Source organism: Leeuwenhoekiella parthenopeia (genome assembly GCF_020782115.1).
Lineage (GTDB): Bacteria > Bacteroidota > Bacteroidia > Flavobacteriales > Flavobacteriaceae > Leeuwenhoekiella > Leeuwenhoekiella parthenopeia.
The window spans coordinates 160,583-185,533 of sequence record NZ_JAJGMW010000002.1; the positions used below are offsets into that span (position 1 = coordinate 160,583).

Genomic DNA, 24,951 nt, shown 5'->3' on the forward strand with positions numbered 1-24,951 from the left:
TATCGCGCGGTTTGGTATTGTTTTTATAGAGGAAGCCGGTGCGAATGACTTGATTTTCCGTGCGTGAGGGACAGTAGTGGAAATCCCGCAGTCCCGAAAGATCGGGACGAGGAATTGCAACGGATGGCCCGACCCTTGTGGTCACGCCCAAAACACGATTAGTATAAAGCAAAAAAAAAGAGGCTGCCGAAGGGGCAACCTCTTTGATTTGTAAAAGGAAACAGGGTCTACTCTTCAGCTTTTGCTTCTTCAGTTTCTCCTTCTGCAGCAGCAGTTTCTCCTTCTTCACCTTCTTCTTCCTCGTCTTCAAGATCTTCAACCATGTTACGTGAAGTACGTACCTGACAAACGATGGTGTCTTCCGGGTGCATATATTTCCAGGGACCTTGCTCGATCTCAGAGATTGAACGCTTATCGCCAATTTTAAGGTCGCTGATGTTAACCGTAACGTAATCTGGAAGGTCTTTAGGAAGAGCCTTAACACGTAGTGTACGGTAGGTTTTACGCAATACACCCCCGTTACGTACCCCGCGAGAGTTACCCTCGTAGTGTACCGGTACGGTCATAGCTACTTCTTTACCTTCAAAGATTTGATAGAAATCGATGTGAAGTATGCGATCTGTTACCGGGTGAAACTGGATGTCCTGAAGGATCGCCATATAGGTGTTTCCGTCAAGCTCCAACGTCGCGGTATGCGCATCTGGAGTGTAAACCAAATCTTTAAACGCAATTTCCGGCGCGTTAAAGTGCACTGGTTCATCCCCTCCGTAAAGTACGCAAGGAACCTCTCCAGCATTACGTAGGGCTTTAGTTGCCTTTTTGCCCACGCTTTCTCTTTTAGATCCTGTGATCGTGATTGACTTCATTTAAATATATATTAAGTATTAATAAATTACATTAAGAATTTTGACGCGATTGAGGTGTTGCTGTGCACCCGGTGCATCACGTCTGCAAATAAATCTGCGCAGCTTACGATGCGCACTTTATCGCTTTGTTGTTTTGGAGGAATACTGTCTGTAACAATCAATTCCTGCAATTTGCTTTTTTCGAGTCGCTCGTAAGCGTTGCCACTTAGCAGGGCGTGTGTACAAATCGCACGTACGCTCAAGGCACCACGCTCCATCATCAAATCTGCTGCCTTGGTAAGAGTGCCGGCGGTGTCTACCATATCATCTACAAGAATGACGTTGCGTCCTTCAACGCTACCTATCAATTCCATATAGCTGATGACGTTTGCCTTCTCGCGCTGTTTATAACAGATTACCACATCACAATCTAAAGCTTTTGAATAGGCATAAGCCCGTTTAGAACCACCCATATCGGGTGATGCGATGGTGAGATTGGGCAGGTTGAGTGAGCGCAAATACGGCAGAAACACCGTTGATGCAAACAGGTGATCTACGGGACGCTCAAAAAAGCCCTGAATCTGATCGGCGTGCAGGTCCATCGTAATAATACGTGTCGCACCTGCGGTCTCTAATAAATTGGCAACCAGTTTTGCAGCGATAGGTACGCGTGGCTTGTCTTTACGATCCTGGCGTGCCCAACCAAAGTAGGGAAGCACCGCGGTAATATGACGTGCCGAAGCGCGTTTTGCTGCGTCAAGCATCAGGAGCATTTCCATCAGGTTTTCACTGCTGGGCATGGTTGAACCTATAATAAATACCCGTGTACCGCGTATCGATTCTTCAAAGGAAGGCTGAAATTCGCCGTCGCTGTAAGTAGACGTGATGATTTTGCCCAGAGGTTGCCCGTAAGCTTTAGCTATTTTTTCGGCTAAATCCCGGCTTTGTGTGCACGGAAAAATTTTGGCTTCAGGCGTTGATACTGACATGGTTATCTTATGTTTAGAGTTCCTCAATTTATAAGAGGGTGCAAAAGTATAAATTAAATTGGCTTTGAGAGATTTATTTGATGTCTTTTTTGCTTGGTAAAATAGAATTTTTAGTATTTTTGCCCTCCAATTGCCTCGGTGGCGGAATTGGTAGACGCGCTGGATTCAAAACCCAGTTCTTACGAGTGTGGGTTCGATTCCCACCCGGGGTACAAAAGCTCAACAGTAATGTTGGGCTTTTTTTGTTTAGATCTCATACCTTTCAGAAAAACAGTTTGTAGCTATGTCAAAAGAAAGAAAGGTGCCCGAATGGTTAAAAAAGTCACGAGAAGGCTGGAGCAATAACGGATCTAAAAGACCATCCTTTGCTGTAATTCCCAAGCCCGGGCAGCGTTCGGTATGGGATTTTCCGCGCCCTCCGCTCATTGAAAAGGTAACTAAACCTGTACTGGTAAAGCATCAGGATCACATTTTAGCCGAGTCTGAAAAGGCACTGGCAGTTCTGGAAACTGCAAGTCCGCCAACCTATTACATTCCAAACTCGGATATCGACACCAGCTTATTGATAAAGATGGAAGGCAAGTCTTCGATGTGTGAATGGAAAGGCAGCGCCACCTATTGGGCTTTGAAAGATAACCCCGGTAAACCGGTCGCCTGGTCGTACCCGAATCCTTTCCCGGAATTTGAAGCTTTAAAAGAGCATCTGGCTTTCTATCCGCAAAATCTCCAGTGCTTTGTAGATGGGAAACAGGTAAAAGCACAGGACAGTGCATTTTATGCGGGTTGGATCACGCCAGATTTAACAGGTCCGTTTAAAGGGGAAAAAGGTACTGAGCATTGGTGAAGTCCAACATTATATTTTATTTAATACCCGTTCCCTTTTAAAATACCTAGCTTTTAGGTTTAGAACTTGAACTATGAGCAGAGGATTTGTAAAAGAAGACGATCAGGAAGAAACGCCTATAATTCCGCCAAGGGCGGCTTTGCCTGCCGGTGCGACCAATTATGTGACTCCGGCCGGATTGCAGGCAATAAAAGAGGAGCAGGAGGAGTTACTGCGCGAAATCTCAGATCTTGAAGAGCCCGATGAGCGGGAGCGGCGCAGAGCACTGGCCGTACTCAATGGAAAACTTAATTTACTTAAGGAGCGACTTGCAAGTGCCAGACTGCTGGATAAAGTAGATACCGATGAGGTGCGTTTTGGCGCACGGGTGACTTACACTATCTCAGGGGCCAATAAACCGGTAACGTTACAGATTGTGGGAGTTGATGAGGCTGATGTGAAAAAACAGAAAATTGCGTTCACAGCTCCGGTAGTACGTGCCTTGATGGGTAAAAAGCCGGGAGAGGAAACTACGCTGCAGCTGGGTGATCAAAGCAGACGAATTTGCATTCAGGAAATTAGCTATTCTGCTAAAGACTGACTGTTCATTTCGAATTCGAGTTGTAAAACGGCCATAGATTTTTGATTAAAAGTGAATAAAGCCTCATTTCGGAGGCTTTTAATTTTTTTATTGTCGTTCAAAGGTAGTATCTTGGGTCGCTGTTAGCTTATAGTCCAAAAGAATATATGCTATCTTTTTACTTTAGTTCTTAAAATCTAAAATAGCTTTTACGCAATCGATTTCCTTAAGATTAAGGCAGGTCGGTATCGTAGATTAATACAGAATTCATTTAGCCCGTTATCTATGAGTACGCAATCCCAAAAATTATCCATTAAAGAAAAAATTGGTTACAGTCTGGGCGATTTGTCTGCAAACCTCGTGTTTCAGACCTTAATGACCTACCTCGCTTATTTTTACACCGATATTTACGGTCTGAAGGCCAATGATGCTTCGGTGATTATATTTATAGTGGGGATGATCGCGGCTTTTGGTTTTAATCCCGTAATCGGTGCGCTTGCAGATCGTACGCGTTCCCGCTACGGTAAATTCAGACCGTGGATTCTCTATACGGCCATTCCTCTGGGGGTAGTAGCATTGCTGGCCTTTACAACACCTGATTTTGACTACAAGGGCAAAGTAATTTACGCGGTAGTTACCTACACCTTGTTGTTGCTGCTTTATGCTGCCAACAACCTGCCGTATTCGGCCTTGAGTGGTGTGATTACAGGTGATATGGGTGAGCGCAACAGCTTGTCTTCCTATCGCTTTGTCGCGGTTATGTTTGCCCAATTTTTTGTTCAGGTATTTATGTTGCCCATTATTGAGTCTGCCGGTGGTGGAGATCAGGCTGTAGGTATTGAGATCGTTATGACCTGGCTGGCTATTATAGGTACCGTAATGCTGATCATTACGTTTTTGACCACAAGAGAACGTATAGTTCCTACCATAGATCAGGAATCGAGTTTGAAAGAAGACCTGAGTGATTTGGTTAAAAATAAGCCCTGGGTGATCATGCTTGTGCTTACAACGTTGGTTTTCATTACCCTCGCGATGAAAGGGGGTTCGTATGTCTATTACTTCAAAAATTATGTAGATCCAACCTCGCTTACAACCTTTATAGAACCCATTTTGAGCGGACTTGAAGCTATCGGCGTTAATTTTTTTGGTGAAAATCCGGTTTCTGCGGGCTTCGGTCTTTTTAACGCGGGCGGAATCATTTTTATGATTGTAGGTATCACATTTTCAAAGCGATTTGCAGATAAGTATGGGAAGCGGGATGTTTTCGGCGTAGCCTTATTTATATCCACGCTTTTTATTCTGGCGTTTTATTTTTTTCCGAAAGACGCCGTGATCCTTATGTTTGTATCTCAGATTTCACACGGTTTTTTCTACGGAATCACGATTCCCCTGCTTTGGGCAATGATCGCAGATGTTGCTGATTATTCCGAATGGAAAAATAACCGAAGAGCCACCGCTATAATATTTTCGGCAATGATGGTGGGGCTTAAAGGAGGTCTTAGTATTGGTGGAGCACTGGTTGCCTGGATTTTGGGTCTGTACAATTACATAACCAAAGAAGCCGCTACGGTAGCCGTAGAAGATATCATACAGCCCGAAACAGCAATACAGGGCACAAAATTATTGGTAAGCATTTATCCTTCTATCCCGTTCTTGTTGGGTGTGGCGCTGCTTTTCTTCTATGAAATCAACAAAGCCAAGGAAACACAAATTGAGCAGGATCTAAAACAGCGCAGGTTAAGTAAACAGTAAGTTTTAAGAGAGAAACAGTTTTTAATTCAGCGGATTAAGGTCTACATATTTGTAATTGAGAACCCCCAGATGCTCAATGTCAAGATGCCCTTCGTGTATTTCAGACCAGTTGCAAAAACCGGCGAACTCATCTTCATCAAATTTGCTATACACCTGTTCTGAAAATACGATGTACTCCTCAATAGGAATATCATTTTTAAGCATACGATGCGCGGTAATGACATCCTCTCCCATCAGTTTTATACGATTACCTATGGGTACCATGGCAATTTCTTCGCCGTAGTGAAGTATGATTTTAAGACCTAAAATTTCAGAGATGCTGCGGGCATCCTCCTCGTTTTTATGCTCTTTGTACAACTTGTCTATACGTTTGTAGAATTCTTTGTAGAAGGTTTTACATTGTTCTACCAGTTCTCCAATAGCCGGTAACTCGCCGCTCCTAAAGAAAAGTACCGCATCACCCTCTATTTCAGAAACCTGCAGATTTATGGTATTGGCATAAATAATCTCATTGAGCAGTGCAGGTATGACCTGTGCTGTAAGATCAAAGTTGGCCTCCCGCATAAACTGGGTAAAACCGCTTATATCGGGGATGCAAATTAATGTGGGTTCTGCTTTCATAGCTGCAAATATCTATCATTCAAGATAATGTAAAATCATTTTTAATAAATATTTGGCTCAAATCTATTCTTTAGATTGTGCTGCTTTGATGATTTCCTTGAGTTTAAGAGCGCGAGCTTCTTTTTCAGAACGCAGTTTGTCTTTTTTGCGTTTGAGTAACTTCGAGTGTTTCGCTTTGTTTTTTCCGTTTTTGGGAGTTCCTTTTTTGGCCACTAGTTTTCGGTTTTAGGAGTATTTGATTTAAGATAGAAATGCTCAATACTCTTTCCGAATACAAAGGTGAGCAGAACCGGCAAAATCCAGCCCACTCCATAATCTGAAAAAGGAATCCACGTAAAGCGACCTTCATAATTTTCGGCATTAAGGGCTACCAGAAAATCGGGAATACTAAATACGATAGTCACAATCGCAACCAGTCTAAAAATGAGAATAGATACAAAACGATCTGAAAATAAGTTCAAAACAATTAATACAATGACTAAAGGATAAATAAAACTTAATGCGGGTACGGCTACTGCAATAATATAGGCAACGCCGGTCTGACCTATAAGTACGCCAAGCGCGGCGGCAACCGTCGCGGTAAGTACATAGGCTTTTTGTGAATTCTTAAAAAGACCTTTTACAAAGTCGGCAGTCCCGGTGACGATACCTACTGCGGTAGTGAAACAGGCGAGACCCACCAGAATAGAAAGCAGAATACGCCCTCCAGAACCCAGGGTGTCATAGCTCAGGAAAGCCAGTAAGTCGGTACGGGAAGTGAGGTCGGTTTGGCTTCCGTAAAGAGAGCCCACGTAAATCATACCTATATAAATAAGGAGTAATCCAAGTCCGGCGAGGCTTCCGGCCTGTATCATCAGGTTTTTTTTCACCTGATGGCTGTCGGGGTTTACCAGATTAAGAGAAATAACCACTACTGCCCCTATAACTATAGCCCCAATAGCATCAAAGGTTTGATAGCCTTCTAAAAGACCCGAGGTCACCGGGCTGAGCATTTCTGAGCCGGTTGCCGGAGGTAATTGTGCAAAAAGTGCAATACAGATAATCGTGGTGAGAATAAGTAACAGCAGCGGGGTAAGGTATTTCCCCAAAGCATTGAGGACCCTCGACCTGTTCAGTGCAAATAGCAGGGCAAGACCAAAATAAATAGCACTCGAGGTAAGTGAACTGATCTCAAAATAGGGCTCGATGGCCATCTCATAAGTTACAGACGCAGTTCTGGGTCCGGGCAGGGTTATGGCTACGAGATAGACCAGAGCGCAAAAAATAACGCTGAAGATTGGGTGTGCTTTATTGGCTAAATCAAGCATACTTCCCTGAACCCGGGCGTGTGCAAAAATACCCAGTAGAGGTATTAACACTGCTGATACGCAGAATCCTATGCTTACCCAAAACCAGTTTGATCCTGCTGTATAACCCAGATAGGGAGGCAGGATGAGGTTTCCGGCACCAAAAAACAATGAAAATATAGCGAAACCCGTAACGAGTGTTCCTTTAGAAAATCGCATAGTAACTGTATCTTTCCGGCCGAAAGATAAACTAAAATGAACGCAAAGAAAGGCGAGGGACAATTATTTTATAAGCACTACGGCAAGGGTGAAACCTTATGCCTGCTGCATGGTTTTTTGGAGAATCACCTGATGTGGGAGCCTATGCTTGACGAACTCGTTAAGCACTACCACATACTGGTGATCGATTTGCCGGGTCATGGAAATTCAAATCTTGCTCATGATGAGATGACGCTTTCTGATATGGCCGGGGCAGTAAAAGAAGTTCTCGAAAAACTGGAGCTTACCGAGGTGAAATTTGTAGGTCATTCTATGGGTGGCTATGTGGCACTCGTATTCGCGGAAGCCTATCCTCAAAAAACAAAAGGGATTTTATTGCTTAATTCTACGCCTGAAGCAGATAGCGCAGAGCGGAAGGAAATGCGCAATCATGCTGTGGATATGGCCGGGCGTAATTATGAAGCCCTCATCTCAATGTCTGTAACCAATTTGTTTTCATCAAAGAAGAGAGCGGCCCTGGAACAGGAAATTGCACAAACAAAAGCCGAAGCCCTCCAGGTTAGTGCAGAAGCGTACATAGCCTGCCAAAAGGCGATGAGCAAACGACCTGATTATTCGGAGTTTTGGGAACGTGCAAGGTTTAAAAAAGGCATGATTTTAGGCAGTGATGATGGTCTTATTGATCCCGGTAAAATGCAGCAAAAGTTTTCATCTCAGGGGGTGAAAATTGACGTTTTAACCGGCGGGCATATGCTTCATATTGAGAATTTTACGGAAGTTGTGAGTTTATTGGTCGGTTTTTAATGATTTTAGGCGGAAAAAAGTTTTCAACATTTGTTGATAACCGGGCTTTTTATTGAGTTTTACACATAAAATAGAGGAAAAGATTAAAAAATCTTCAATTATGTGCTTTAAGCTGATAAAATGTGCGTTTTGGCGATTAAAATTTTTTTTAACGAATAATTCTGTTAAATTTAACTACCTAATTTCAAAAACCCTAAAAATGAATTATTCGTTCTTCTCCAAAAACCCCTATCACCTGATTCTATGTAAGCTATTTGGCCACAAGTATCAGGTTCTTCGGTCTTATCAAACTAACAAAAAAGAATATGAGTGCTGTAAATGCCGTCAGCAATTTACCGAAAATGACCACGGTGAATTACAGCCCCTAACCCCAAAATTGCGTCGCATTAATGAGGTGATGGAAAAATTCTACATTTTCAGGCACGCACGCCAGTTGGCATAATTACTCCTCGTTCTGAAGTGCATTCCATCCACGGGCAACTATTGGTATTGCTGTATTTGCACGGGTAATTAAATTCATACCGTCATTAGCTGCGGTCATATGCCCAATGATGCTAAAATTGGGATTGCCCTTGATCTTTTCAAAATCCTCCTGCCTGATGGTGAAGAGCAGCTCATAATCTTCCCCGCCGCTTAGGGCAACAGTTGTACTGTCAATTTCAAACTCCTCACATACATTAATGAGCTGGGGATCAAGAGGTATTTTTTCTTCGTAGAGTCTGCATCCTACTTCAGACTTTTTGCACAGGTGTATAATTTCTGAAGATAGACCGTCGCTAATGTCTATCATAGCCGTGGGTTTAACCTCCAGAGCAGCAAGCAGTTCTACAATATCCTTTCGGGCTTCAGGCTTAAGCTGGCGCTCAATGAGATAAGAATACGGCTCAAGATCAGGTTGTGCGTTGGGATTTACCTGATGTACCTGTTTTTCGCGTTCCAAAACCTGTAAACCCATATACGAAGCGCCCAGGTCTCCTGAAACGACGAGTAAATCACCTTCGCCTGCACCATAGCGGGTAACGATGTCATCGGCATCTGCAACTCCCATTGCTGTTACACTTATCAAAAGGCCTTTGGTACTCGAAGTGGTGTCCCCACCTACGAGATCTATTTTGTAAATTGAACAAGCCAGTTCAATACCGGCATACAATTCTTCAAGAGCTTCTAGCGGAAAACGGTTTGAAACAGCCAGCGAAACGGTGATTTGCGTGGCTTTGGCATTCATCGCGTAAATGTCTGAAAGATTAACCATCACCGCTTTATAGCCCAGATGCTTTAAGGGCATGAACGCCAAATCAAAGTGTACCCCTTCAATTAACAAATCTGTCGAAACCAAAAGGTGTTTACCTTTCGTATCTATTACAGCGGCATCGTCCCCAATACCTTTAACAGTGGTTTCCTGGCTAATGCTAAAATTTTTGATCAGATGGTCTATGAGTCCAAATTCACCCAGCTCACTCAGCGAGGTTCGGCTTTGCTCTTTGTTTTCAAACATAACTCCTGTATTTTGGTGCAAAGTTAACGGGAATTACTCGAAATACTTAGGTGTTTTAAACGTTTAACCTATTTTAGAAGGCTGCCTTCAGAAATAAAAGAGGCTGTTGTTCTATTAAAATCAACGATTATGAAATTTGATCATCTGCTCCCCGCTTTGTTTGCTATGTGTTTTTTAGCGGCTTGTTCGCGTACAGATGATGCAGATTTGCCTCCTGCGATTGACGCCGGAGACGATGGGCTTACGCAGGGTACAGCCACTCCGTGTGAAAACGGATTTGCAGGGGAATACCCATGTTCAGGCTATGATTTGCAGAGCAGAATTCCGCTAAGACGCTTACAGGGAGCTTCGGGCAACGATGTCTGGGGCTGGACAGACCCGGTTTCAGGAAAGGAATATGCACTAATGGGAGTCGATAACGGAACCACTTTTGTTGATATTTCAGATGCTGAAAGCCCGATTTATTTAGGCAAATTACCCACCCGGACTGTAGCTTCTCCCTGGCGCGATATAAAAGTTTATGGCAATCACGCCTATATCGTCAGCGAGGCACCCAATCACGGTTTGCAGGTTTTTGACCTCACGCGACTGAGAAACCTTACTGCCGCACAAACCTTTACAGCCGATGCTGTGAATCTTGACTTTGGCAGTGCTCATAACGTGGTTATTAACGAAGATGAGGCCCGGGTTTATGTTGTGGGTGCCGAAACGTTCAAGGGAGGTATTCATATTATCGATGTCACAGACCCTCAAAATCCAACAACCCTGGGGGGATATGATGGCGACGGTTATACCCACGATGCGCAGGTAGTCACCTACTCAGGTCCCGATTTAGACTATACCGGTCGCCAAATTTGTGTGGCCAGTAACGAAGACAGCGTTACCATCATTGATGTAACCAATGCTGCAAATCCTGTTTTTATATCAAAAATGGAATATGCCAATGCTTTTTACACGCATCAGGGCTGGTTTTCTGAAGATCAGCGTTACTTTATAGCCAATGATGAGCTGGACGAATTGCGGGTGGGTTTCAATACACGCAGTCTTGTTTTTGACTTTTCTGATCTGGATAACCCGGTTGAAGTGGGGACTTATGCGGGTCCCACCCGGGCTATTGATCACAATTATTATGTAAAAGGCAACACGCTTTACCTCAGCAATTATTCCGCAGGCCTACGCATTTTAGACATAAGCGATATTGGTAACGCCAATTTTATGGAAACCGGTTTTTTTGACACCTATCCTTCTTCCAATGTGACCGGTTTTGAAGGGGCCTGGAGCAATTATCCGTATTTCGCCAGCGGAAACATTATCATCAGCGATATAGAAGGGGGTCTTTTCGTAATCAAAAAATCAAATTAGGTTGAAGGCTCGCACTGCATTTAGAATTTTCAGTTTGTTCCTGCTTACTGTCGCCTGCGCCGAAGACGATACGCAGTTGGATGCTGCTTCGAGTAATTCATTTAGGGGCCAATTGGTGAGTCTGCAACACTACGGCGGGAGTCTTGATGATCGGGCAGCGGCGCTCGTAAGTCTCGATGCCGGTGGTTTTGCGGTTTTGGGAACCGCGCAAAGTGTTGACGGGATGCTCGCCGGCAAAACCAGAGCAGGTGAAGATTACTGGCTGTTGCGTCTGGATGATTCGGGTAATATATCTCAATCTTTAACTTTCGGTGGCAACGATGGTGATGTAGCCACCGATTTAATCGCTACCTCAGATGGCGGCTTTTTGATGGGAGGTTACAGTATGAGTGCAGATGGGGATGCCAGTAAAAATGAAGGCTTTCACGATACCTGGTTTGTTAAAACCAATGCTTCGGGAGGTATTGAATGGGAAAAAAGTTATGGTTTTGCCGGCCACGATCATTCGTATTCTGTAATTCAAACTGAAGACGGCGGCTATTTTAGCGCAGGCTATCTCGATGTTACGGCTTCAGGTGGAGCCGGAAATGAAAACTCTAAACACGGAGTTGGGGAATTTTGGGGTCAGAAATTAGACGCTTCAGGCAATCTGGAGTGGCGTAATTATTTTGGTGGAAGCAATAATGACCGTTCCTACAAAGCTTTGCAAACTCCTGATGGCGGGTTTATGTTGATCGGTTTTACCGAAAGTGATGATTTTGACATCTCTCAAACCCACGGCAGTTATGATTACTGGATTGTAAAACTCAGCAAAACCGGAGGTATGCAGTGGGAAAAGACCTTTGGCGGTTCGGGTATTGACATCGCTTACGATGCTGTGTTTTTGTCCAATGGCGATTGTCTTATTGTGGGCCAAAGCAATAGTACAGACGGGGATGTGACTGCTTCAAACGGAGACTTCGATGCCTGGGTAATGCGCATCGACGCCGCCGGAAATCTGAAATGGCAGCGCAGTTTTGGTGGAACCGATTTTGAATTTTCCCGGAGCATTACGCCGGGACCTGATGACAGCTTTTTTATAATTGGAAATAGCCGAAGCGCTGATACTACTTCCAACGGAAACGCGGGTGCAAACGATATCTGGGTTTTTCAGGTTGACTCTGAAGGGCAATTGCTGTGGCAGGAAACATGGGGAGGTGAAGGTATTGATCTCGGGACAGACGCCGTTTATTCTGAAAAAGGAATACTTTATGTTCTGGCTACCACCGCAAGTTCTTCTGTTGAATCGGCTTCCGGTTTTGGGAAAGATGATCTGATCCTCCTTCAGCTGCGTTAACTTACTTTTCCCGGTACTATATCTATTTCTTATTTCAACAGCGTTTTATATTGGCGCAGCCTATCATTTGATAAGATAGTTTAATGTAAGGTTGTATGGTAAAACCCTACTTAAATGGTATATTTGCACTAATTTAGAATTAATATGATTAAAGTAAGTGAAGACGCAAAAAAGAAGATAACCGCTTTGATGACCGAAGAGGGTTATGATGCTGTGGCAGACTACGTGCGCGTGGGTGTAAAGAGCGGCGGTTGCAGTGGTTTGTCGTATGAACTTAAATTTGATAAAAGCAAGGATGCAGAAGATAAACTCTTTGAAGATAACGGGGTTAAACTCATTGTTGACAAACGCAGCTTTCTGTATCTCATAGGTACTACTCTCGAATATAGTGGTGGTTTAAACGGAAAAGGTTTCGTTTTTAATAACCCCAACGCACAACGCACCTGTGGTTGTGGTGAAAGTTTCTCACTTTAATAGTTTTACCTGTTTTCAACAGTTTAGAAAAGATATATGGCGTATACAGAAGACGACTTAGAAAAAGAATTAGCGACCAAAGAATATAAGTACGGGTTTTATACAGACATCGAGTCTGATACATTCCCCGTGGGACTTAATGAAGAAATTGTAAAAGCTATTTCCTTAAAAAAAGGAGAGCCCGAATGGATGACAAACTGGCGTCTGGAGGCTTTCAGGTATTGGCAAACAATGGAAGAGCCGGAGTGGGCTAATGTACATTACACGAAACCTAATTTTCAGGATATTTCGTACTATTCCGCACCCTCAAAAAAACCGAAATACGACAGCCTTGATGAGGTTGATCCCGAGTTGCTAGATACCTTCAAGCGTTTGGGGATCTCACTGGACGAGCAGAAAAAGCTTGCCGGTGTTGCGGTTGACGTGGTGATGGACTCCGTTTCGGTAACTACAACTTTCAAAAAAACACTGGCTGAAAAAGGAATTATCTTTTGCTCAATTTCTGAAGCGATAAAAGAGCATCCTGAATTGATTAAGAAGTATATCGGCTCTGTAGTTCCGCAGAAAGATAATTTCTATGCGGCTTTAAACAGTGCGGTATTTAGTGACGGTTCGTTCTGCTACATCCCGAAAGGAGTGCGTTGCCCGATGGAGCTTTCTACATATTTCCGTATCAATCAGGCCGGTACCGGTCAGTTTGAGCGTACACTCGTGGTAGCCGATGAGGATAGTTATGTGAGTTATCTGGAGGGCTGTACAGCGCCTTCGCGAGACGAGAATCAATTGCACGCAGCGGTTGTAGAACTTATTGCGCTTGACGGAGCAGAGATTAAATATTCTACTGTTCAAAACTGGTATCCCGGTAATGATCAGGGTAAAGGAGGGGTTTATAATTTTGTGACCAAACGCGGACTTTGCGAGAAGAATGCCAAAATTTCCTGGACTCAGGTTGAGACGGGTAGTGCCGTAACCTGGAAATACCCCAGCTGTATTTTGAAAGGAGATAACTCAATTGGCGAATTTTATTCCATTGCGGTTACCAACAATTTTCAGCAGGCAGATACCGGTACTAAAATGGTGCACCTGGGTAAAAACACCCGAAGTACTATTATTTCCAAAGGTATTTCTGCCGGTCAAAGTCAAAACAGCTATCGCGGTCTGGTTCAGATCAACAGCAGGGCACAAAATGCCCGTAACTTTTCACAATGTGACTCGTTACTTATGGGCAATAAATGTGGGGCTCATACCTTCCCCTATATTGAAGCCAATAACAAATCGGCACGGGTAGAACACGAAGCGACTACCAGTAAAATTGGCGAAGACCAGATTTTCTACTGTAACCAGCGGGGTATAGATACCGAAAAAGCAATCGCTCTGATTGTAAATGGCTTTAGCAAAGAGGTGTTAAACAAACTGCCAATGGAATTTGCAGTAGAAGCTCAAAAGCTTCTGGAGATTTCGCTGGAAGGTTCAGTAGGCTAAAACCAAAACATTAACCACAAACCAAAAAATATGCTTATCAGGAAAATTACATTTTTTGCACTGGCTGCTTTATTAGTCGTTGGTTGTAAAGAAACTAAGAAAGAAGAAAATACCGAAGAGGTAGTTGTTGAAGAACCTGCAAAACCGGCTGTAGAGCTTTATGCTTTTGACGGTGGTAGTATCATGGCAAATAATCTGAATCTTTTTGCTCAGGGAGATACCTATAAAGGCGAAAGCAAGCAGCTTGCAGATGCATTTTACGTGATCAAACACCCTAACGGAATCTTGTTATGGGATAGCGGTCTTCCGGAAATGCTGGTTGGTCAGGGAGATTACACTCCGGAAGGTGGTGCTTTTACGATCTCGCGTAAAGACAGCATCACAACGCAGTTGAAAAGTATTGGTTTAAGTGCGGAAGATGTAGATATGATCGCATTTTCACACATTCATTTTGATCATACCGGTGCCGCTAATCATTTTGCAGGTGCGAAATGGCTTATTCAGCAAAGTGAAGATGATTTCCTGAATAGTGAAGAAATTAAGGGGAATTCATTTTACAATCCTGATACATTTTCGGCTTTAAAAAATAAAGAAATCATTGCTAATAAAGACTATGACGTCTTTGGAGACGGTAGTGTTGTTATCAAATACATGCCGGGTCATACCGCAGGTCATAATGCTTTGTTTGTTGATTTACCTGAGACCGGACCTTTAGTTTTAACCGGAGACACCTATCATTTTGAGCAAAATCGCGAAGATGCTATCGTGCCTCAGTTTAACTACGATATCCCGCAGTCTGAAGAAACAATCAAAGCTTTTGAAGCTTTTGTGAAAGAGAAGAATGCCAAAGTGTGGATTCAGCACGACCTGGATGATTTTAATGCGATGACCACGGCTTCCCAATCGCTCAAGTAATTGCGAAGTGTGTTCCGGAGTTTGTTTTGAGTTTAAGCGTAGTAAGTTGTTCTTAAAAGCTTAAATCATAACAGGTAGCCGGGAGTTCATTTGTTATGAAGATGCCGCACTGCTGAAGGTTGAAGAATCAATTTAGCCTGTTGTGCCGGATGAAAGGCTAAATGAGCTAATCACACAGGCATCAGCTATAAAGAAAATCCTGAAGATTTTGTTCAGGTGATTTTAAAAGTGATCATTGTTTCTAATACACCTAAAGTGGAAGCTTGAGATACGGTGGTCAAAGTAAAAGAAATACTGGCTGTAAGCTACCCCGAAAAGTCGGGTTTGCCGCGCCTTGAAATAGTAAAGTAAATAACGCGGGCTTTTCTAGCCCAAAGAATTGAGAATATGTTAGAGATAAAAAATCTAAACGCAGGTATAGAAGATAAAGATATTTTACGCGGTATAGACCTTAAAGTCAATGCCGGTGAGGTTCACGCGATAATGGGACCTAATGGTTCCGGTAAGAGTACCTTGTCTTCGGTTATTGCGGGTAAGGAAGAATACGAAGTTACCGATGGCGATATACTTTTTGAAGGAGAATCTATTCTGGAAATGGACGCAGACGAGCGCGCTCATAAAGGGGTGTTCCTGTCTTTTCAGTATCCGGTAGAAATTCCCGGCGTTTCGGTGACCAACTTTATCAAGACTGCAATCAATCAGACGCGTAAAGCAAAGGGTCTTGAAGACATGCCTGCCAGCGAAATGCTTAAGAAAATCAGAGAGAAATCTGAATTACTTGAGATTGACCGCAAATTTTTATCACGTTCCTTAAACGAAGGTTTTTCGGGAGGTGAGAAAAAGCGAAATGAGATTTTTCAAATGGCGATGCTAGAGCCTAAACTGGCTATTCTGGATGAGACCGATTCCGGTCTGGATATCGATGCCCTGCGTATTGTTTCTAATGGAGTAAATAAGTTGCGCAGCAGCGACAATGCGGTAATCGTGATTACACACTACCAGCGTTTACTGGAGTACATTGTACCCGATTTTGTTCACGTTTTGGTAAACGGTAAAATCGTAAAATCCGGCGGTAAGGAACTGGCTCTTGAACTTGAAGAAAAAGGTTACGACTGGGTAAAAGCGGAGACCACAGTGTAGTTCAAAATTTAAAATTCAAAGTCTAAAATTGGAGTGATGGCAACTGTAAAGCGATTTGAAGATTTACAAATTTGGCAGGAAGCTCGGGTTTTAGCAAAAGAAATTGTTTCAATTGTCCAAACTACCGGCCTTAAGGAAAATTACAAGTTGAGAGATCAGATTGTAGGTTCTTCAGGAAGTATTATGGACAACATAGCAGAAGGTTTTGAGAGAAATGGTAATTTGGAATTCAGACAATTTCTATCTGTTGCAAAAGCTTCCGCAGGTGAAACAAGATCTCAGTTGTATCGCGTTTTTGACTGGCAATACATTGAGGAACAAGAATTAAATAGATTGACATTAAAGTGTGAATCCTTGAGTAAGCAAATAGCTGGATTCATTGCTTATCTAAACAAATCAGAACTCAAAGGGACTAAATTTCAGAGCTAATCTGAAATTTTGAACTTTGAATATTGAATCAAGAAACATGAGTTTAAAAGATAAATTACTTTCATCTTATCTGACTTTTCAGGAAAATCAGGATTTTGATAACAGCATTCACGATATCAAGGACGCTGCAATTAAAGTTTTTGAAGAAAAAGGTTTTCCTACCCGGAAAGATGAAAATTGGAAATATACTTCGCTCAACAGTCTGGTAAAAGAAGACTACAGCCTGGTGGGGCGCAATGATGATGCGGTAGAGTTTAGAGATGTCAAGAAATTCTTTCTGAATGATATCGATACGTATAAAATCGTGTTTATAGATGGTAAATACAGTTCGTATTTATCAGAAACCACACACGATGGTGTAGATGTATGCCTGTTGAGTGCTGCTCTTACCAAGCCTAAGTACAAGTCTGTAATCGACAAGTATTTCGATAAAATCCTTAAAAAGGATAGTCTTACTTCCTTAAACACGGCTTTCGCCCGCGAAGGTGCCTACATCTATGTACCCAAAGGTAAAGCGGTAAGCAAACCTATTCAGATTGTACACTTTGCTACCGGCGTTGAGTCAAACCTGATGTTGCAACCGCGCAATCTGGTTGTGGTTGAAGAAAATGCCGAAGTTCAAATCATTGAGCGTCATCAAAGCTTAAACAGCAACCCGGTATTTACCAATTCGGTTACAGAGATCTACGCAGGCAATCATGCCCGAGTAGATTACTATAAAATTCAAAACGATAAAGAACAGGCGTCTTTAATTGACAACACGCACATAGACCAGCAGACATCGTCTGAGGTGGCGGTGCATACCTTTTCTTTTGGTGGAAAACTCACCCGTAATAACTTGAATTTCTATCAGAACGGGGAGCACAACAATTCGATACTTAAAGGTGTTACGATCATAGAAGATAAGCAGCACGTGGATCACAATACACTGGTGCATCACAAGCAGCCCAATTGTGAGAGTCATCAGGATTATAAGGGAATTTTTGACGATAGATCTACCGGTGTTTTTAATGGGAAAGTAATCGTTGACTCGATCGCCCAAAAAATCAATGCTTATCAGTCTAACAATAATATTTTAGTGAGCGACAAAGCTTCGATCAATTCCAAGCCTCAGCTCGAGATTTTTGCTGATGATGTGCGTTGTTCTCACGGTTGTACGATAGGTCAGCTTGACGAGGATGCGTTGTTTTACATGAAAACGCGCGGGATTGGCGAGAAAGAAGGTCGTGCATTGTTGATGTATGCCTTTGCCAATAACGTATTGGAGAGCGTTAAAATCCCCCAGTTAAAATCACGTATTACCAAGCTTATCGCTAACAAATTGGGAGTAAACCTGGGATTTGAGGTCTAAATAAACCAGACCCGAATCGCTTTTAACTATAAAAACTACTCAAATGGCTTCCGTAGATACCTCTTTACATTTTGATGTGGAAAAAATCAGAGCAGATTTTCCCATTCTGAAGCGAAAGGTGAACGATAAGCCTTTGGTTTATTTTGATAATGCGGCAACATCGCAAACCCCACAGCAGGTTATAGATGTTATTGTAGATTACTACAGCCGCTATAACGCCAATATTCACCGTGGTGTACACGCGCTGTCTCAGGAGGCTACAGATGCTTATGAACAGGCGCGAATCAAGATTCAGAAGCATTTTAATATTCCTAATGCGTACCAGACTCTGTTTACTTCGGGAACTACGCACGGGATTAATATGGTAGCTTCGGGCTTTGCTTCGATATTAGAAGCCGGAGACGAGGTGATCGTTTCGGCATTGGAGCATCATTCTAATATTGTACCCTGGCAAATGCTTTGCGAAAAAACCGGGGCGCAGCTTAAGGTCATCCCAATGCTCGAAAATGGAACACTGGATATGCAGGCCTTTGACAGATTACTTTCAGAAAAGACCAAACTGGTTTTTGTCAATCACGTAAGTAATGCTTTAGGTACTGTAAACCCCATTGAAGAACTAATTAGCAAGACCCACAATGTGGGAGGGGCCGTTTTGGTTGACGGGGCTCAGGCAGCACCGCATATCAAAGCAGATTTACAGGCTCTTGACGTAGATTTTTATGTGGTTTCGGCTCATAAAATGTGTGGACCCACCGGAGTGGGAATGCTTTACGGAAAAGAGGAATGGCTTACCAAACTGCCGCCCTATCAGGGAGGCGGTGAGATGATAGATCAGGTTACTTTTGAAAAAACTACTTATGCCGGTCTGCCTCATAAATTTGAAGCCGGTACGCCCAATATTTGCGGAGGAATTGCGTTTGGTGCGGCTTTAGATTATATGAATGCGATAGGCTTCGATCAAATTGCAGAGTACGAGCACGAGTTGCTCGAGTATGCTACAAGCCGGTTAAAGGCGATTGATGGTTTGCGTATTTACGGGGATATTCCAAATAAAACAGCGGTCATTTCTTTTAATATTAAAGGCGTACACCCTTACGATATGGGAACCATACTCGACAAACTGGGTATTGCGGTACGTACCGGGCATCATTGTGCACAGCCCATTATGGATTTTTATAAAATTCCCGGAACGGTACGGGCGTCATTTGCTTTTTACAACACTAAAGATGAGATCGATACTCTGATTGCCGGAGTTGAGCGTGCCCGCAATATGTTGGTATAATTTTAAGTTTTCTAAGTATACTATTTAAATGATTACGAGTAATTTCGTAACAAAACAATCTAGTATGAAAGCAATTTGGCCAACATTGATTCTAATATGCACAGTAATAGCTGCATGTAAATCAACCGATAAAAATAGTTTAGGCCCACAGGGCAGTTTCGAGGTTCAGACCATCAAAAGGGATTCGGTAGCGGTTAAGGAAATCACCCTTAACTTTAATGCCGAAAACGGACAGCTTAATGGGAAAGGGGTTTGTAACTCGTACAGCTCTACTTACGTGGTGAGTGGTAAGAATATCAAATTTTCGCCTGCTGTGTCCACTAAAATGATGTGTCCCGAAGGTACCACGCTTGAGTATAACTTTTTTCAGGCTTTGCAAAATGCCAGCAGCTATACGTTGAAACGCGGTAAGCTTACCTTATACAATGCTGAAGAAGAGGTTTTACTCTCGGCCAGCGAAGATTAATAATCTGTATTAAACAGATCTTTAAGTAAAAACAGAATGAAAAGTATTCCCGAAATACAACAGGAAATAGTTGAGGAGTTTGAGATGTTTGACGACTGGATGCAACGTTATGAGTACATGATCGAGTTGGGCAAATCGCTCCCGCTTATAGACGAAAAATACAAGACCGACGAATACATCATTAAAGGCTGCCAAAGTAAAGTGTGGGTTCATGCAGATCTCAATGAGGATAAAATTGAGTTTACCGCAGATAGTGATGCCATTATAACTAAAGGTATTATTGCTATTTTAATCCGGTCGTTTTCCGGTCAGCCGCCACAGGAAATTTTAGATGCAGACACCTCGTTTATTGATAAAATAGGGCTTAAAGAGCATTTATCACCCACCCGTGCAAACGGTTTGGTGAGTATGATCAAACAAATTAAACTATATGCTGTAGCCTATAAGGCTAAAGCCGAAAACAGTTAAACATGTATTGGGATAATGGCTTTACACTTACTACAGGTCTTTGCGGACTCGTATTTGTTAGTACAGCTGTCGTTCTATACCGGTTTCCGCCGAAACATATCAATTATTTATACGGCTACCGAACCGCAAAATCGATGAAAAGTAAGCAGCACTGGGATTTTGCCCAGAAATTTTCGGCTTTGCGAATGATTGAAGCGGGTATTTTTTTGATTATTTTGGCAGGAATATCAGCCTTTGCCGGGATTTTTAATACTTACGGAAAAGAAGCTGTTTTTGCGGGTTTGGGTTTTATACTGCTTGCTGTAATTTACCTTTTCGTAAGGACTCAAAAAGCTATCGACAAAAAATTTAAAGACAATAACCATGAGTGAAGCTAAAGAAATAAACACACAGGAACTCGGCGAAAAAGTCGTGCGCGTACTTAAAACTATCTACGATCCTGAAATCCCGGTAGATATTTATGAATTGGGATTGATTTACGATGTTTTTGTAAACGAAGATTACGAGACCAAAATCCTGATGACCCTTACCACACCTAACTGTCCCGTGGCTGAAACGCTTCCGGTGGAAGTAGAGGAGAAGGTTAAAACCATTGATATGGTTAAAGATTGTGAGGTCGAAATCACTTTTGACCCACCATGGAGTCAGGACTTGATGAGCGACGAGGCCAAATTGGAATTGGGCTTACTCTAATCTGAAAAATTCCGGAATCGGATATGGAAGAAATTGTAAACCGCGTAGCCAACAGCAAGTTAAAAACCTTCAATCTGGAGGATTTATACCCTGCCGGTAAACGTGAACAAATAGACATTTCCCAATGGTTGACCGAAGGATTTATTCTGCGTGAGAAAGACTTTCGCGAGAGCCTAAAAAACTACGACTGGTCTGCTTATAACGACGCTTACGTTGCGTTGCATTGCAGTACCAATGCCATTGTACCCGCCTGGGCCTATATGCTGGTTACAACCTATTTACAACCCGTTGCTAAAAAAGTGGTTGTAGGCAGTCTTGAAGAATTGGAAACCATTTTATATACCGAGCAAATTCAGACGCTGGACGTTACCGCCTATCAGGATGAGTATGTCATAGTAAAAGGATGTTCAAACAAGCCGGTACCCCAAAATGCATACATATTACTTACCCAAAAACTACAGGGGATCGTAAAGAGCCTCATGTTTGGCGAGGCCTGCTCCTCAGTGCCGTTGTACAAGTCTAAATAGCTTTTAAAGTAAATGCCCCATAATTTATGGGGCTTATTTATATTTGCCTCTTAAACCAACACTCAAAATTTATGAAAAGACTAGTTGTATTTGCACTGGCACTACTGAGCTTTGGCTATGCTCAGGCGCAGGAAAAAACCGAAGAAGAATTGCGTGAAGAGATGGCTCCTAAAAAGGCCGAGATCGCAAAACTTCAGAAAGAAGTCAGCGCGCTTCAGTCACAAATTGATAATCTTCCGGGCTGGAAATTTGGTGCCTTCGGTACTGTAGGGGCAAACTTCAGCCGCTTCAACAGCTGGTATTCTCAAGGGACGCCTAATGTTTCTTCGGCCAATATCGCTGCGACTATGAATGCGTTTGCTAACAAAAAAGAGGCTAAGTACTTTTGGCGAAATGCCCTAAACCTTAACCTCGGCTGGGTAAAATACGACGATCGCGATGATCCGACTGACGACGACAGCTTCCGCAATGCGACCGATGTTTTTAATGTCACCTCGCTTTACGGTTATAAATTAAGCGAAAAGCTCGCGGTGTCTACCTTAGGTGAGTATCGAACAACCATTTTAGATAATTTTAATGATCCCGGTTATCTGGATCTTGGGGTGGGTATGACCTGGACACCGATTACGAATTTGGTAGTGGTGGTGCATCCGCTCAACTACAACTTTGTATTTAGCACTGGTGAAACGGTATACGAGTCTTCTCTGGGTGCTAAAATAGTAGCCGATTATACCCGTCAGATTGGTAAAATTGCTTTTAAATCCAACCTTTCAGCCTTTCAAAGCTATAAAAGTAATGATTACTCAAACTTTACCTGGATTAACAGTTTTAACTACAAACTGTTTAATCAGATTGGAGTAGGTTTTGAAGTAGGTCTGCGTGGCAACAAGCAGGAAAATCTGGATTTTGCAAGAGATAATTGGATGGAAAATGATATGGCTGGGACAGAACCCACTTTTGATAATCTGGATAGACAATTGCAATCCTACTATTTGCTAGGACTTACGTATTCCTTCTAAAACAAACTGTATAAAAATGAAAAAGCCCGATAGGTCAATACTATCGGGCTTTTTTTATTTTGTGTGGAATTATTCCTCCTCTTCACCAGTATACAAATCGTATTCCGGATACAGGAAATTGTTATACGGGAACCGGGTGATGTGTATCTCCCGTACCCGCTCGTAAACCTTCTTGCGAAAGGCATCCATATTGTCTTTGTTTAAGGCCGAAATAAAAATGGCATCTCCGTTTGCTCGAGACATCCAGGTCTGTTTCCAGTCCTCAAGTGTAAAATGTTCTTCGGTACGCTCGGTCACCAGATCGTCTTCCTCAATAGTTTTGTGGGTGAAGGCGTCAATTTTATTAAAGACCATTAGTGTAGGCTTGTCGCCTCCTTCAATCTCATCCATAATTTGATTAACCGAAGCGATATGGTCTTCAAACTGCGGATGCGAAATATCTACCACGTGTAACAGTAAATCAGCCTCACGCACTTCGTCTAGCGTACTTTTAAAAGATTCTACCAGTTGCGTAGGCAACTTGCGTATAAATCCTACCGTGTCGCTCAACAGGAACGGCAAGTTGCGTATCACCACTTTTCTAACGGTGGTATCAAGCGTCGCGAAGAGTTTGTTTTCTGCAAAAACTTCACTCTTACTTATAGTGTTCATCAAAGTAGATTTACCCACATTGGTATAACCTACCAAAGCTACACGTACCAAAGCCCCGCGATTACCACGTTGTATGGCCTGCTGCTTATCTATTTTTTCGAGTTTCTTCTTTAAAAGCGAGATGCGGTCGCGTACAATACGGCGGTCAGTCTCGATCTCGGTTTCACCCGGACCACGCATCCCTATACCCCCACGCTGACGTTCCAGGTGAGTCCACATACCGGCCAAACGAGGCAGCAAATACTCATACTGCGCCAGTTCTACCTGTGTGCGTGCGTAGCTGGTTTGCGCCCGCTGTGCGAAAATATCAAGGATCAGGTTAGTACGATCAATAACCTTACACTTGAGGATCTTTTCGATATTCTTTTGCTGCGCAGGGCTGAGTTCGTCATCAAAAATCGCCGTGCCTACTTCGTATTGATCTACATACGCACGCACTTCTTCCATCTTACCCGTACCAATAAAGGTTTTGGGATTAGGTGTATCTAATTTTTGAGTAAAGCGTCTAAGCACTTCCCCGCCGGCAGTGTAAGCCAAAAATTCGAGTTCGTCCAGATATTCTTTAGACTTTTCCTCATCCTGGTATTGGGTGATCAGACCTATGAGAACGGTCTTTTCGTATTCTATATTAGTTTCTTCAATCATATATGCAAGTAAGTTGCAAAGGTACGGATTTAGAAGCTAAGGGTTTCTTAAATTAAGCCATTCAAAAAAGAACCGAATGCCTCAAAATAAACTCAGTATCGCCTTTTACAACCTCGAAAACCTGTTTGATACCATTAACGATCCCAATATTCTGGATGATGCGTTTACTCCAAAAGGAGAATTGGGCTGGAATTCTTCGCGCTACGCGGAAAAACTCAATAAGTTGTCTCAGGTTATTGTTAAAATCGGAAAGGCTGAAACCGGTAGCGCGCCTGCTATTCTGGGGGTAGCAGAGGTCGAATATAGAAAAGTACTGCGCGATCTCGTTACTACCGAAGCTTTACAGCATCTGAATTATGATTTTGTACATTACAATTCTCCGGATGGGACATAGATATTGCTATTTTGAAGTTATATAATAAAGCTAAAGAAAACAATTGCTTAGAAAAAGCTGAAATATGAAAATACCGTTTTGCACTAATCTTGTGTCATTTCTTGTTCTAATCTATTCTCAAAGCTTTAATGCACAGGAAACACCAATAGAAACTATATCTGATGGAGCTTACACAATATTTAATACAAGTAATCATAATCAGATGTTTAACCAGTTTTCAGATCAACCTTATAGCTTGATGAGAATGATTTCTGACTCTAATACAGATACTAAATATAAATCGGGGAGTGGTTTTAATTTAAGTTCTTTTCAACAAACATTTACTAGCAGTACTTTTAATTTTTTAAGAAACAATAGATCGAGGCAGAGTCGTTTTAGTATTACTTACATTATTGATCAAATAGGGAATACTGTATTGTCTTGTTCTTTACGCTTTCCAACTAATTTAGTTTCTTTAAGCTCATCTGAGGTCGAAGCAATTTTAACTGCCGCAATGAATCATAGTTTTCATTATATAAATAAACCAATAGGAGACGCAAGTTTCCTATTTAAAAAAAAGTTTTATTATATACTTTAATGCTATGAAGACCCACAGGCTTGCTGGCTAGTGCCGGCAATAGCAAAAAGCACGTTTTCGGAAATAGATTAACAAGTGATAGGTATTAGCGATTTTTTGAATTAATGGTATTAGAAATACTGAGTTATAAGAATGAAAGAAAGCACCCCAAATAAATTTAAAATCACCGAATTTTTTAGAGGTATTAATTTCTTTGGAGCCCTAATCCTTGCGTTAATTTTTAGGATTGATGATCTTGGTCATCTGGTAGCCTATTACTTAATGTACTTTTATTTTTGGACATATCTTACTTTCATCATATTAGAAGTTAGATATATAGGTATAAG

29 protein-coding genes and 1 tRNA gene are annotated in these 24,951 nt (G+C 42.3%); 23 read left to right on the plus strand and 7 right to left on the minus strand.

What is annotated here, in order from left to right; all coding sequences use genetic code 11:
• Positions 1–227 precede the first annotated feature (227 nt).
• Positions 228–866: a 50S ribosomal protein L25/general stress protein Ctc gene (locus LLW17_RS01935; protein WP_099644506.1), complete on the minus strand. Its 639-nt coding sequence runs from the start codon at positions 864–866 to the stop codon at positions 228–230.
• A 26-nt stretch (positions 867–892) separates the two neighbouring features.
• Positions 893–1,834 carry a ribose-phosphate pyrophosphokinase gene (locus LLW17_RS01940; RefSeq protein ID WP_099644507.1) on the minus strand — a complete coding sequence of 314 codons (942 nt, stop codon included), beginning with the start codon at positions 1,832–1,834 and terminating at the stop codon, positions 893–895.
• Positions 1,835–1,966: 132 nt separating this feature from the next.
• Here LLW17_RS01940 and LLW17_RS01945 point away from each other — a divergent pair.
• The 4 genes from LLW17_RS01945 to LLW17_RS01960 all read left to right on the plus strand — a co-directional run bounded on the left by LLW17_RS01945 (position 1,967) and on the right by LLW17_RS01960 (position 4,989).
• Positions 1,967–2,046: transfer RNA gene (locus tag LLW17_RS01945), tRNA-Leu, on the plus strand.
• A gap of 71 nt (positions 2,047–2,117) precedes the next feature.
• Complete coding sequence (locus tag LLW17_RS01950) at positions 2,118–2,678, plus strand: DUF427 domain-containing protein (RefSeq protein ID WP_228228582.1); 561 nt, start codon at positions 2,118–2,120, stop codon at positions 2,676–2,678.
• Between the two features lie 73 nt (positions 2,679–2,751).
• Complete coding sequence (locus LLW17_RS01955) at positions 2,752–3,258, plus strand: GreA/GreB family elongation factor (RefSeq protein ID WP_228228583.1); 507 nt, start codon at positions 2,752–2,754, stop codon at positions 3,256–3,258.
• 264 nt (positions 3,259–3,522) lie between these two features.
• Positions 3,523–4,989, plus strand: coding sequence for an MFS transporter (locus LLW17_RS01960; RefSeq protein WP_228228584.1), 1,467 nt, complete (start codon positions 3,523–3,525; stop codon positions 4,987–4,989).
• 21 nt (positions 4,990–5,010) lie between these two features.
• On the opposite strand, the gene LLW17_RS01965 is transcribed toward LLW17_RS01960, so the two are convergent.
• The 3 genes from LLW17_RS01965 to brnQ all read right to left on the minus strand — a co-directional run bounded on the left by LLW17_RS01965 (position 5,011) and on the right by brnQ (position 7,115).
• On the minus strand, positions 5,011–5,610 hold the full coding sequence (locus LLW17_RS01965; protein ID WP_228228585.1) for a DUF2652 domain-containing protein: 600 nt from the start codon (positions 5,608–5,610) through the stop codon (positions 5,011–5,013).
• Between the two features lie 63 nt (positions 5,611–5,673).
• The gene (locus LLW17_RS01970) at positions 5,674–5,823 is read right to left on the minus strand and encodes a hypothetical protein (RefSeq protein WP_228228586.1); all 150 of its coding nucleotides are present in this window, start codon (positions 5,821–5,823) and stop codon (positions 5,674–5,676) included.
• Positions 5,823–7,115, minus strand: a complete 1,293-nt coding sequence (brnQ, locus tag LLW17_RS01975; RefSeq protein WP_228228587.1) for a branched-chain amino acid transport system II carrier protein — start codon at positions 7,113–7,115, stop codon at positions 5,823–5,825. Before brnQ ends, LLW17_RS01970 begins: the two co-directional genes overlap by 1 nt.
• Before the next feature lie 36 nt (positions 7,116–7,151).
• Here brnQ and LLW17_RS01980 point away from each other — a divergent pair, with 36 nt between their 5' ends.
• Both LLW17_RS01980 and LLW17_RS01985 read left to right on the plus strand, forming a co-directional pair.
• Positions 7,152–7,919 (plus strand): alpha/beta fold hydrolase, encoded by a 768-nt coding sequence (locus LLW17_RS01980; RefSeq protein WP_228228588.1) that lies wholly within the window; start codon positions 7,152–7,154, stop codon positions 7,917–7,919.
• A gap of 199 nt (positions 7,920–8,118) precedes the next feature.
• Complete coding sequence (locus tag LLW17_RS01985) at positions 8,119–8,361, plus strand: DUF1660 family phage protein (RefSeq protein ID WP_228228589.1); 243 nt, start codon at positions 8,119–8,121, stop codon at positions 8,359–8,361.
• On the opposite strand, the gene thiL is transcribed toward LLW17_RS01985, so the two are convergent.
• Entirely contained in the window at positions 8,362–9,414 is a 1,053-nt protein-coding gene (gene thiL / locus LLW17_RS01990) for a thiamine-phosphate kinase (protein WP_228228590.1), read from the minus strand.
• A gap of 129 nt (positions 9,415–9,543) precedes the next feature.
• On the opposite strand from thiL, the gene LLW17_RS01995 reads away from it, so the two are divergent.
• The 15 genes from LLW17_RS01995 to LLW17_RS02065 all read left to right on the plus strand — a co-directional run bounded on the left by LLW17_RS01995 (position 9,544) and on the right by LLW17_RS02065 (position 22,358).
• A complete protein-coding gene (locus LLW17_RS01995) occupies positions 9,544–10,776 on the plus strand; it encodes a choice-of-anchor B family protein (RefSeq protein WP_228228591.1) in 1,233 nt (410 codons plus the stop codon).
• 1 nt (position 10,777) lies between these two features.
• Positions 10,778–12,112, plus strand: a complete 1,335-nt coding sequence (locus tag LLW17_RS02000) for a hypothetical protein (RefSeq protein WP_228228592.1) — start codon at positions 10,778–10,780, stop codon at positions 12,110–12,112.
• 144 nt (positions 12,113–12,256) lie between these two features.
• On the plus strand, positions 12,257–12,586 hold the full coding sequence (locus LLW17_RS02005) for a HesB/IscA family protein (RefSeq protein WP_228228593.1): 330 nt from the start codon (positions 12,257–12,259) through the stop codon (positions 12,584–12,586).
• A gap of 36 nt (positions 12,587–12,622) precedes the next feature.
• A complete protein-coding gene (gene sufB, locus LLW17_RS02010; protein ID WP_228228594.1) occupies positions 12,623–14,068 on the plus strand; it encodes a Fe-S cluster assembly protein SufB in 1,446 nt (481 codons plus the stop codon).
• A 30-nt stretch (positions 14,069–14,098) separates the two neighbouring features.
• A complete protein-coding gene (locus LLW17_RS02015) occupies positions 14,099–14,983 on the plus strand; it encodes an N-acyl homoserine lactonase family protein (protein ID WP_228228595.1) in 885 nt (294 codons plus the stop codon).
• Between the two features lie 387 nt (positions 14,984–15,370).
• Positions 15,371–16,123: a Fe-S cluster assembly ATPase SufC gene (sufC, locus tag LLW17_RS02020; RefSeq protein WP_228228596.1), complete on the plus strand. Its 753-nt coding sequence runs from the start codon at positions 15,371–15,373 to the stop codon at positions 16,121–16,123.
• 36 nt (positions 16,124–16,159) lie between these two features.
• Positions 16,160–16,552: a four helix bundle protein gene (locus LLW17_RS02025; protein WP_228228597.1), complete on the plus strand. Its 393-nt coding sequence runs from the start codon at positions 16,160–16,162 to the stop codon at positions 16,550–16,552.
• Between the two features lie 37 nt (positions 16,553–16,589).
• Positions 16,590–17,903, plus strand: a complete 1,314-nt coding sequence (sufD, locus tag LLW17_RS02030) for a Fe-S cluster assembly protein SufD (protein WP_228228598.1) — start codon at positions 16,590–16,592, stop codon at positions 17,901–17,903.
• A 43-nt stretch (positions 17,904–17,946) separates the two neighbouring features.
• The gene (locus LLW17_RS02035) at positions 17,947–19,185 is read left to right on the plus strand and encodes an aminotransferase class V-fold PLP-dependent enzyme (RefSeq protein WP_228228599.1); all 1,239 of its coding nucleotides are present in this window, start codon (positions 17,947–17,949) and stop codon (positions 19,183–19,185) included.
• Between the two features lie 64 nt (positions 19,186–19,249).
• Positions 19,250–19,651 (plus strand): META domain-containing protein, encoded by a 402-nt coding sequence (locus tag LLW17_RS02040; RefSeq protein ID WP_228228600.1) that lies wholly within the window; start codon positions 19,250–19,252, stop codon positions 19,649–19,651.
• Positions 19,652–19,687: 36 nt separating this feature from the next.
• A complete protein-coding gene (locus LLW17_RS02045; protein WP_228228601.1) occupies positions 19,688–20,119 on the plus strand; it encodes a SufE family protein in 432 nt (143 codons plus the stop codon).
• Between the two features lie 2 nt (positions 20,120–20,121).
• Entirely contained in the window at positions 20,122–20,490 is a 369-nt protein-coding gene (locus LLW17_RS02050; protein WP_228228602.1) for an SdpI family protein, read from the plus strand.
• Complete coding sequence (locus LLW17_RS02055) at positions 20,483–20,812, plus strand: DUF59 domain-containing protein (protein WP_228228603.1); 330 nt, start codon at positions 20,483–20,485, stop codon at positions 20,810–20,812. The genes LLW17_RS02050 and LLW17_RS02055 overlap by 8 nt, the downstream gene beginning before the upstream one ends.
• Before the next feature lie 23 nt (positions 20,813–20,835).
• Entirely contained in the window at positions 20,836–21,339 is a 504-nt protein-coding gene (locus tag LLW17_RS02060) for a DUF2480 family protein (RefSeq protein WP_228228604.1), read from the plus strand.
• A gap of 71 nt (positions 21,340–21,410) precedes the next feature.
• Complete coding sequence (locus LLW17_RS02065; protein WP_228228605.1) at positions 21,411–22,358, plus strand: DUF3078 domain-containing protein; 948 nt, start codon at positions 21,411–21,413, stop codon at positions 22,356–22,358.
• A gap of 69 nt (positions 22,359–22,427) precedes the next feature.
• Here the strand turns inward: LLW17_RS02065 and hflX are convergent, their stop codons facing one another.
• Positions 22,428–23,654, minus strand: a complete 1,227-nt coding sequence (gene hflX, locus LLW17_RS02070) for a GTPase HflX (protein WP_228228606.1) — start codon at positions 23,652–23,654, stop codon at positions 22,428–22,430.
• A gap of 76 nt (positions 23,655–23,730) precedes the next feature.
• On the opposite strand from hflX, the gene LLW17_RS02075 reads away from it, so the two are divergent.
• Complete coding sequence (locus tag LLW17_RS02075; RefSeq protein WP_228228607.1) at positions 23,731–24,048, plus strand: endonuclease/exonuclease/phosphatase family protein; 318 nt, start codon at positions 23,731–23,733, stop codon at positions 24,046–24,048.
• Between the two features lie 64 nt (positions 24,049–24,112).
• Positions 24,113–24,625: a hypothetical protein gene (locus LLW17_RS02080; protein WP_228228608.1), complete on the plus strand. Its 513-nt coding sequence runs from the start codon at positions 24,113–24,115 to the stop codon at positions 24,623–24,625.
• Positions 24,626–24,951 lie beyond the last annotated feature (326 nt).

Excerpts from the sequence above, each read along its gene's own strand:
- LLW17_RS01935 (WP_099644506.1), bottom strand. The coding sequence starts at position 866 with ATGAAGTCAATCACGATCACAGGATCTAAAAGAGAAAGCGTGGGCAAA.
- LLW17_RS01940 (WP_099644507.1), bottom strand. The coding sequence starts at position 1,834 with ATGTCAGTATCAACGCCTGAAGCCAAAATTTTTCCGTGCACACAAAGC.
- LLW17_RS01950 (WP_228228582.1), top strand. The coding sequence starts at position 2,118 with ATGTCAAAAGAAAGAAAGGTGCCCGAATGGTTAAAAAAGTCACGAGAA.
- LLW17_RS01955 (WP_228228583.1), top strand. The coding sequence starts at position 2,752 with ATGAGCAGAGGATTTGTAAAAGAAGACGATCAGGAAGAAACGCCTATA.
- LLW17_RS01960 (WP_228228584.1), top strand. The coding sequence starts at position 3,523 with ATGAGTACGCAATCCCAAAAATTATCCATTAAAGAAAAAATTGGTTAC.
- LLW17_RS01965 (WP_228228585.1), bottom strand. The coding sequence starts at position 5,610 with ATGAAAGCAGAACCCACATTAATTTGCATCCCCGATATAAGCGGTTTT.
- brnQ (WP_228228587.1), bottom strand. The coding sequence starts at position 7,115 with ATGCGATTTTCTAAAGGAACACTCGTTACGGGTTTCGCTATATTTTCA.
- LLW17_RS01980 (WP_228228588.1), top strand. The coding sequence starts at position 7,152 with ATGAACGCAAAGAAAGGCGAGGGACAATTATTTTATAAGCACTACGGC.
- LLW17_RS01985 (WP_228228589.1), top strand. The coding sequence starts at position 8,119 with ATGAATTATTCGTTCTTCTCCAAAAACCCCTATCACCTGATTCTATGT.
- thiL (WP_228228590.1), bottom strand. The coding sequence starts at position 9,414 with ATGTTTGAAAACAAAGAGCAAAGCCGAACCTCGCTGAGTGAGCTGGGT.
- LLW17_RS01995 (WP_228228591.1), top strand. The coding sequence starts at position 9,544 with ATGAAATTTGATCATCTGCTCCCCGCTTTGTTTGCTATGTGTTTTTTA.
- LLW17_RS02005 (WP_228228593.1), top strand. The coding sequence starts at position 12,257 with ATGATTAAAGTAAGTGAAGACGCAAAAAAGAAGATAACCGCTTTGATG.
- sufB (WP_228228594.1), top strand. The coding sequence starts at position 12,623 with ATGGCGTATACAGAAGACGACTTAGAAAAAGAATTAGCGACCAAAGAA.
- LLW17_RS02015 (WP_228228595.1), top strand. The coding sequence starts at position 14,099 with ATGCTTATCAGGAAAATTACATTTTTTGCACTGGCTGCTTTATTAGTC.
- sufC (WP_228228596.1), top strand. The coding sequence starts at position 15,371 with ATGTTAGAGATAAAAAATCTAAACGCAGGTATAGAAGATAAAGATATT.
- LLW17_RS02025 (WP_228228597.1), top strand. The coding sequence starts at position 16,160 with ATGGCAACTGTAAAGCGATTTGAAGATTTACAAATTTGGCAGGAAGCT.
- sufD (WP_228228598.1), top strand. The coding sequence starts at position 16,590 with ATGAGTTTAAAAGATAAATTACTTTCATCTTATCTGACTTTTCAGGAA.
- LLW17_RS02035 (WP_228228599.1), top strand. The coding sequence starts at position 17,947 with ATGGCTTCCGTAGATACCTCTTTACATTTTGATGTGGAAAAAATCAGA.
- LLW17_RS02040 (WP_228228600.1), top strand. The coding sequence starts at position 19,250 with ATGAAAGCAATTTGGCCAACATTGATTCTAATATGCACAGTAATAGCT.
- LLW17_RS02045 (WP_228228601.1), top strand. The coding sequence starts at position 19,688 with ATGAAAAGTATTCCCGAAATACAACAGGAAATAGTTGAGGAGTTTGAG.
- LLW17_RS02050 (WP_228228602.1), top strand. The coding sequence starts at position 20,122 with ATGTATTGGGATAATGGCTTTACACTTACTACAGGTCTTTGCGGACTC.
- LLW17_RS02055 (WP_228228603.1), top strand. The coding sequence starts at position 20,483 with ATGAGTGAAGCTAAAGAAATAAACACACAGGAACTCGGCGAAAAAGTC.
- LLW17_RS02060 (WP_228228604.1), top strand. The coding sequence starts at position 20,836 with ATGGAAGAAATTGTAAACCGCGTAGCCAACAGCAAGTTAAAAACCTTC.
- LLW17_RS02065 (WP_228228605.1), top strand. The coding sequence starts at position 21,411 with ATGAAAAGACTAGTTGTATTTGCACTGGCACTACTGAGCTTTGGCTAT.
- hflX (WP_228228606.1), bottom strand. The coding sequence starts at position 23,654 with ATGATTGAAGAAACTAATATAGAATACGAAAAGACCGTTCTCATAGGT.
- LLW17_RS02075 (WP_228228607.1), top strand. The coding sequence starts at position 23,731 with ATGCCTCAAAATAAACTCAGTATCGCCTTTTACAACCTCGAAAACCTG.
- LLW17_RS02080 (WP_228228608.1), top strand. The coding sequence starts at position 24,113 with ATGAAAATACCGTTTTGCACTAATCTTGTGTCATTTCTTGTTCTAATC.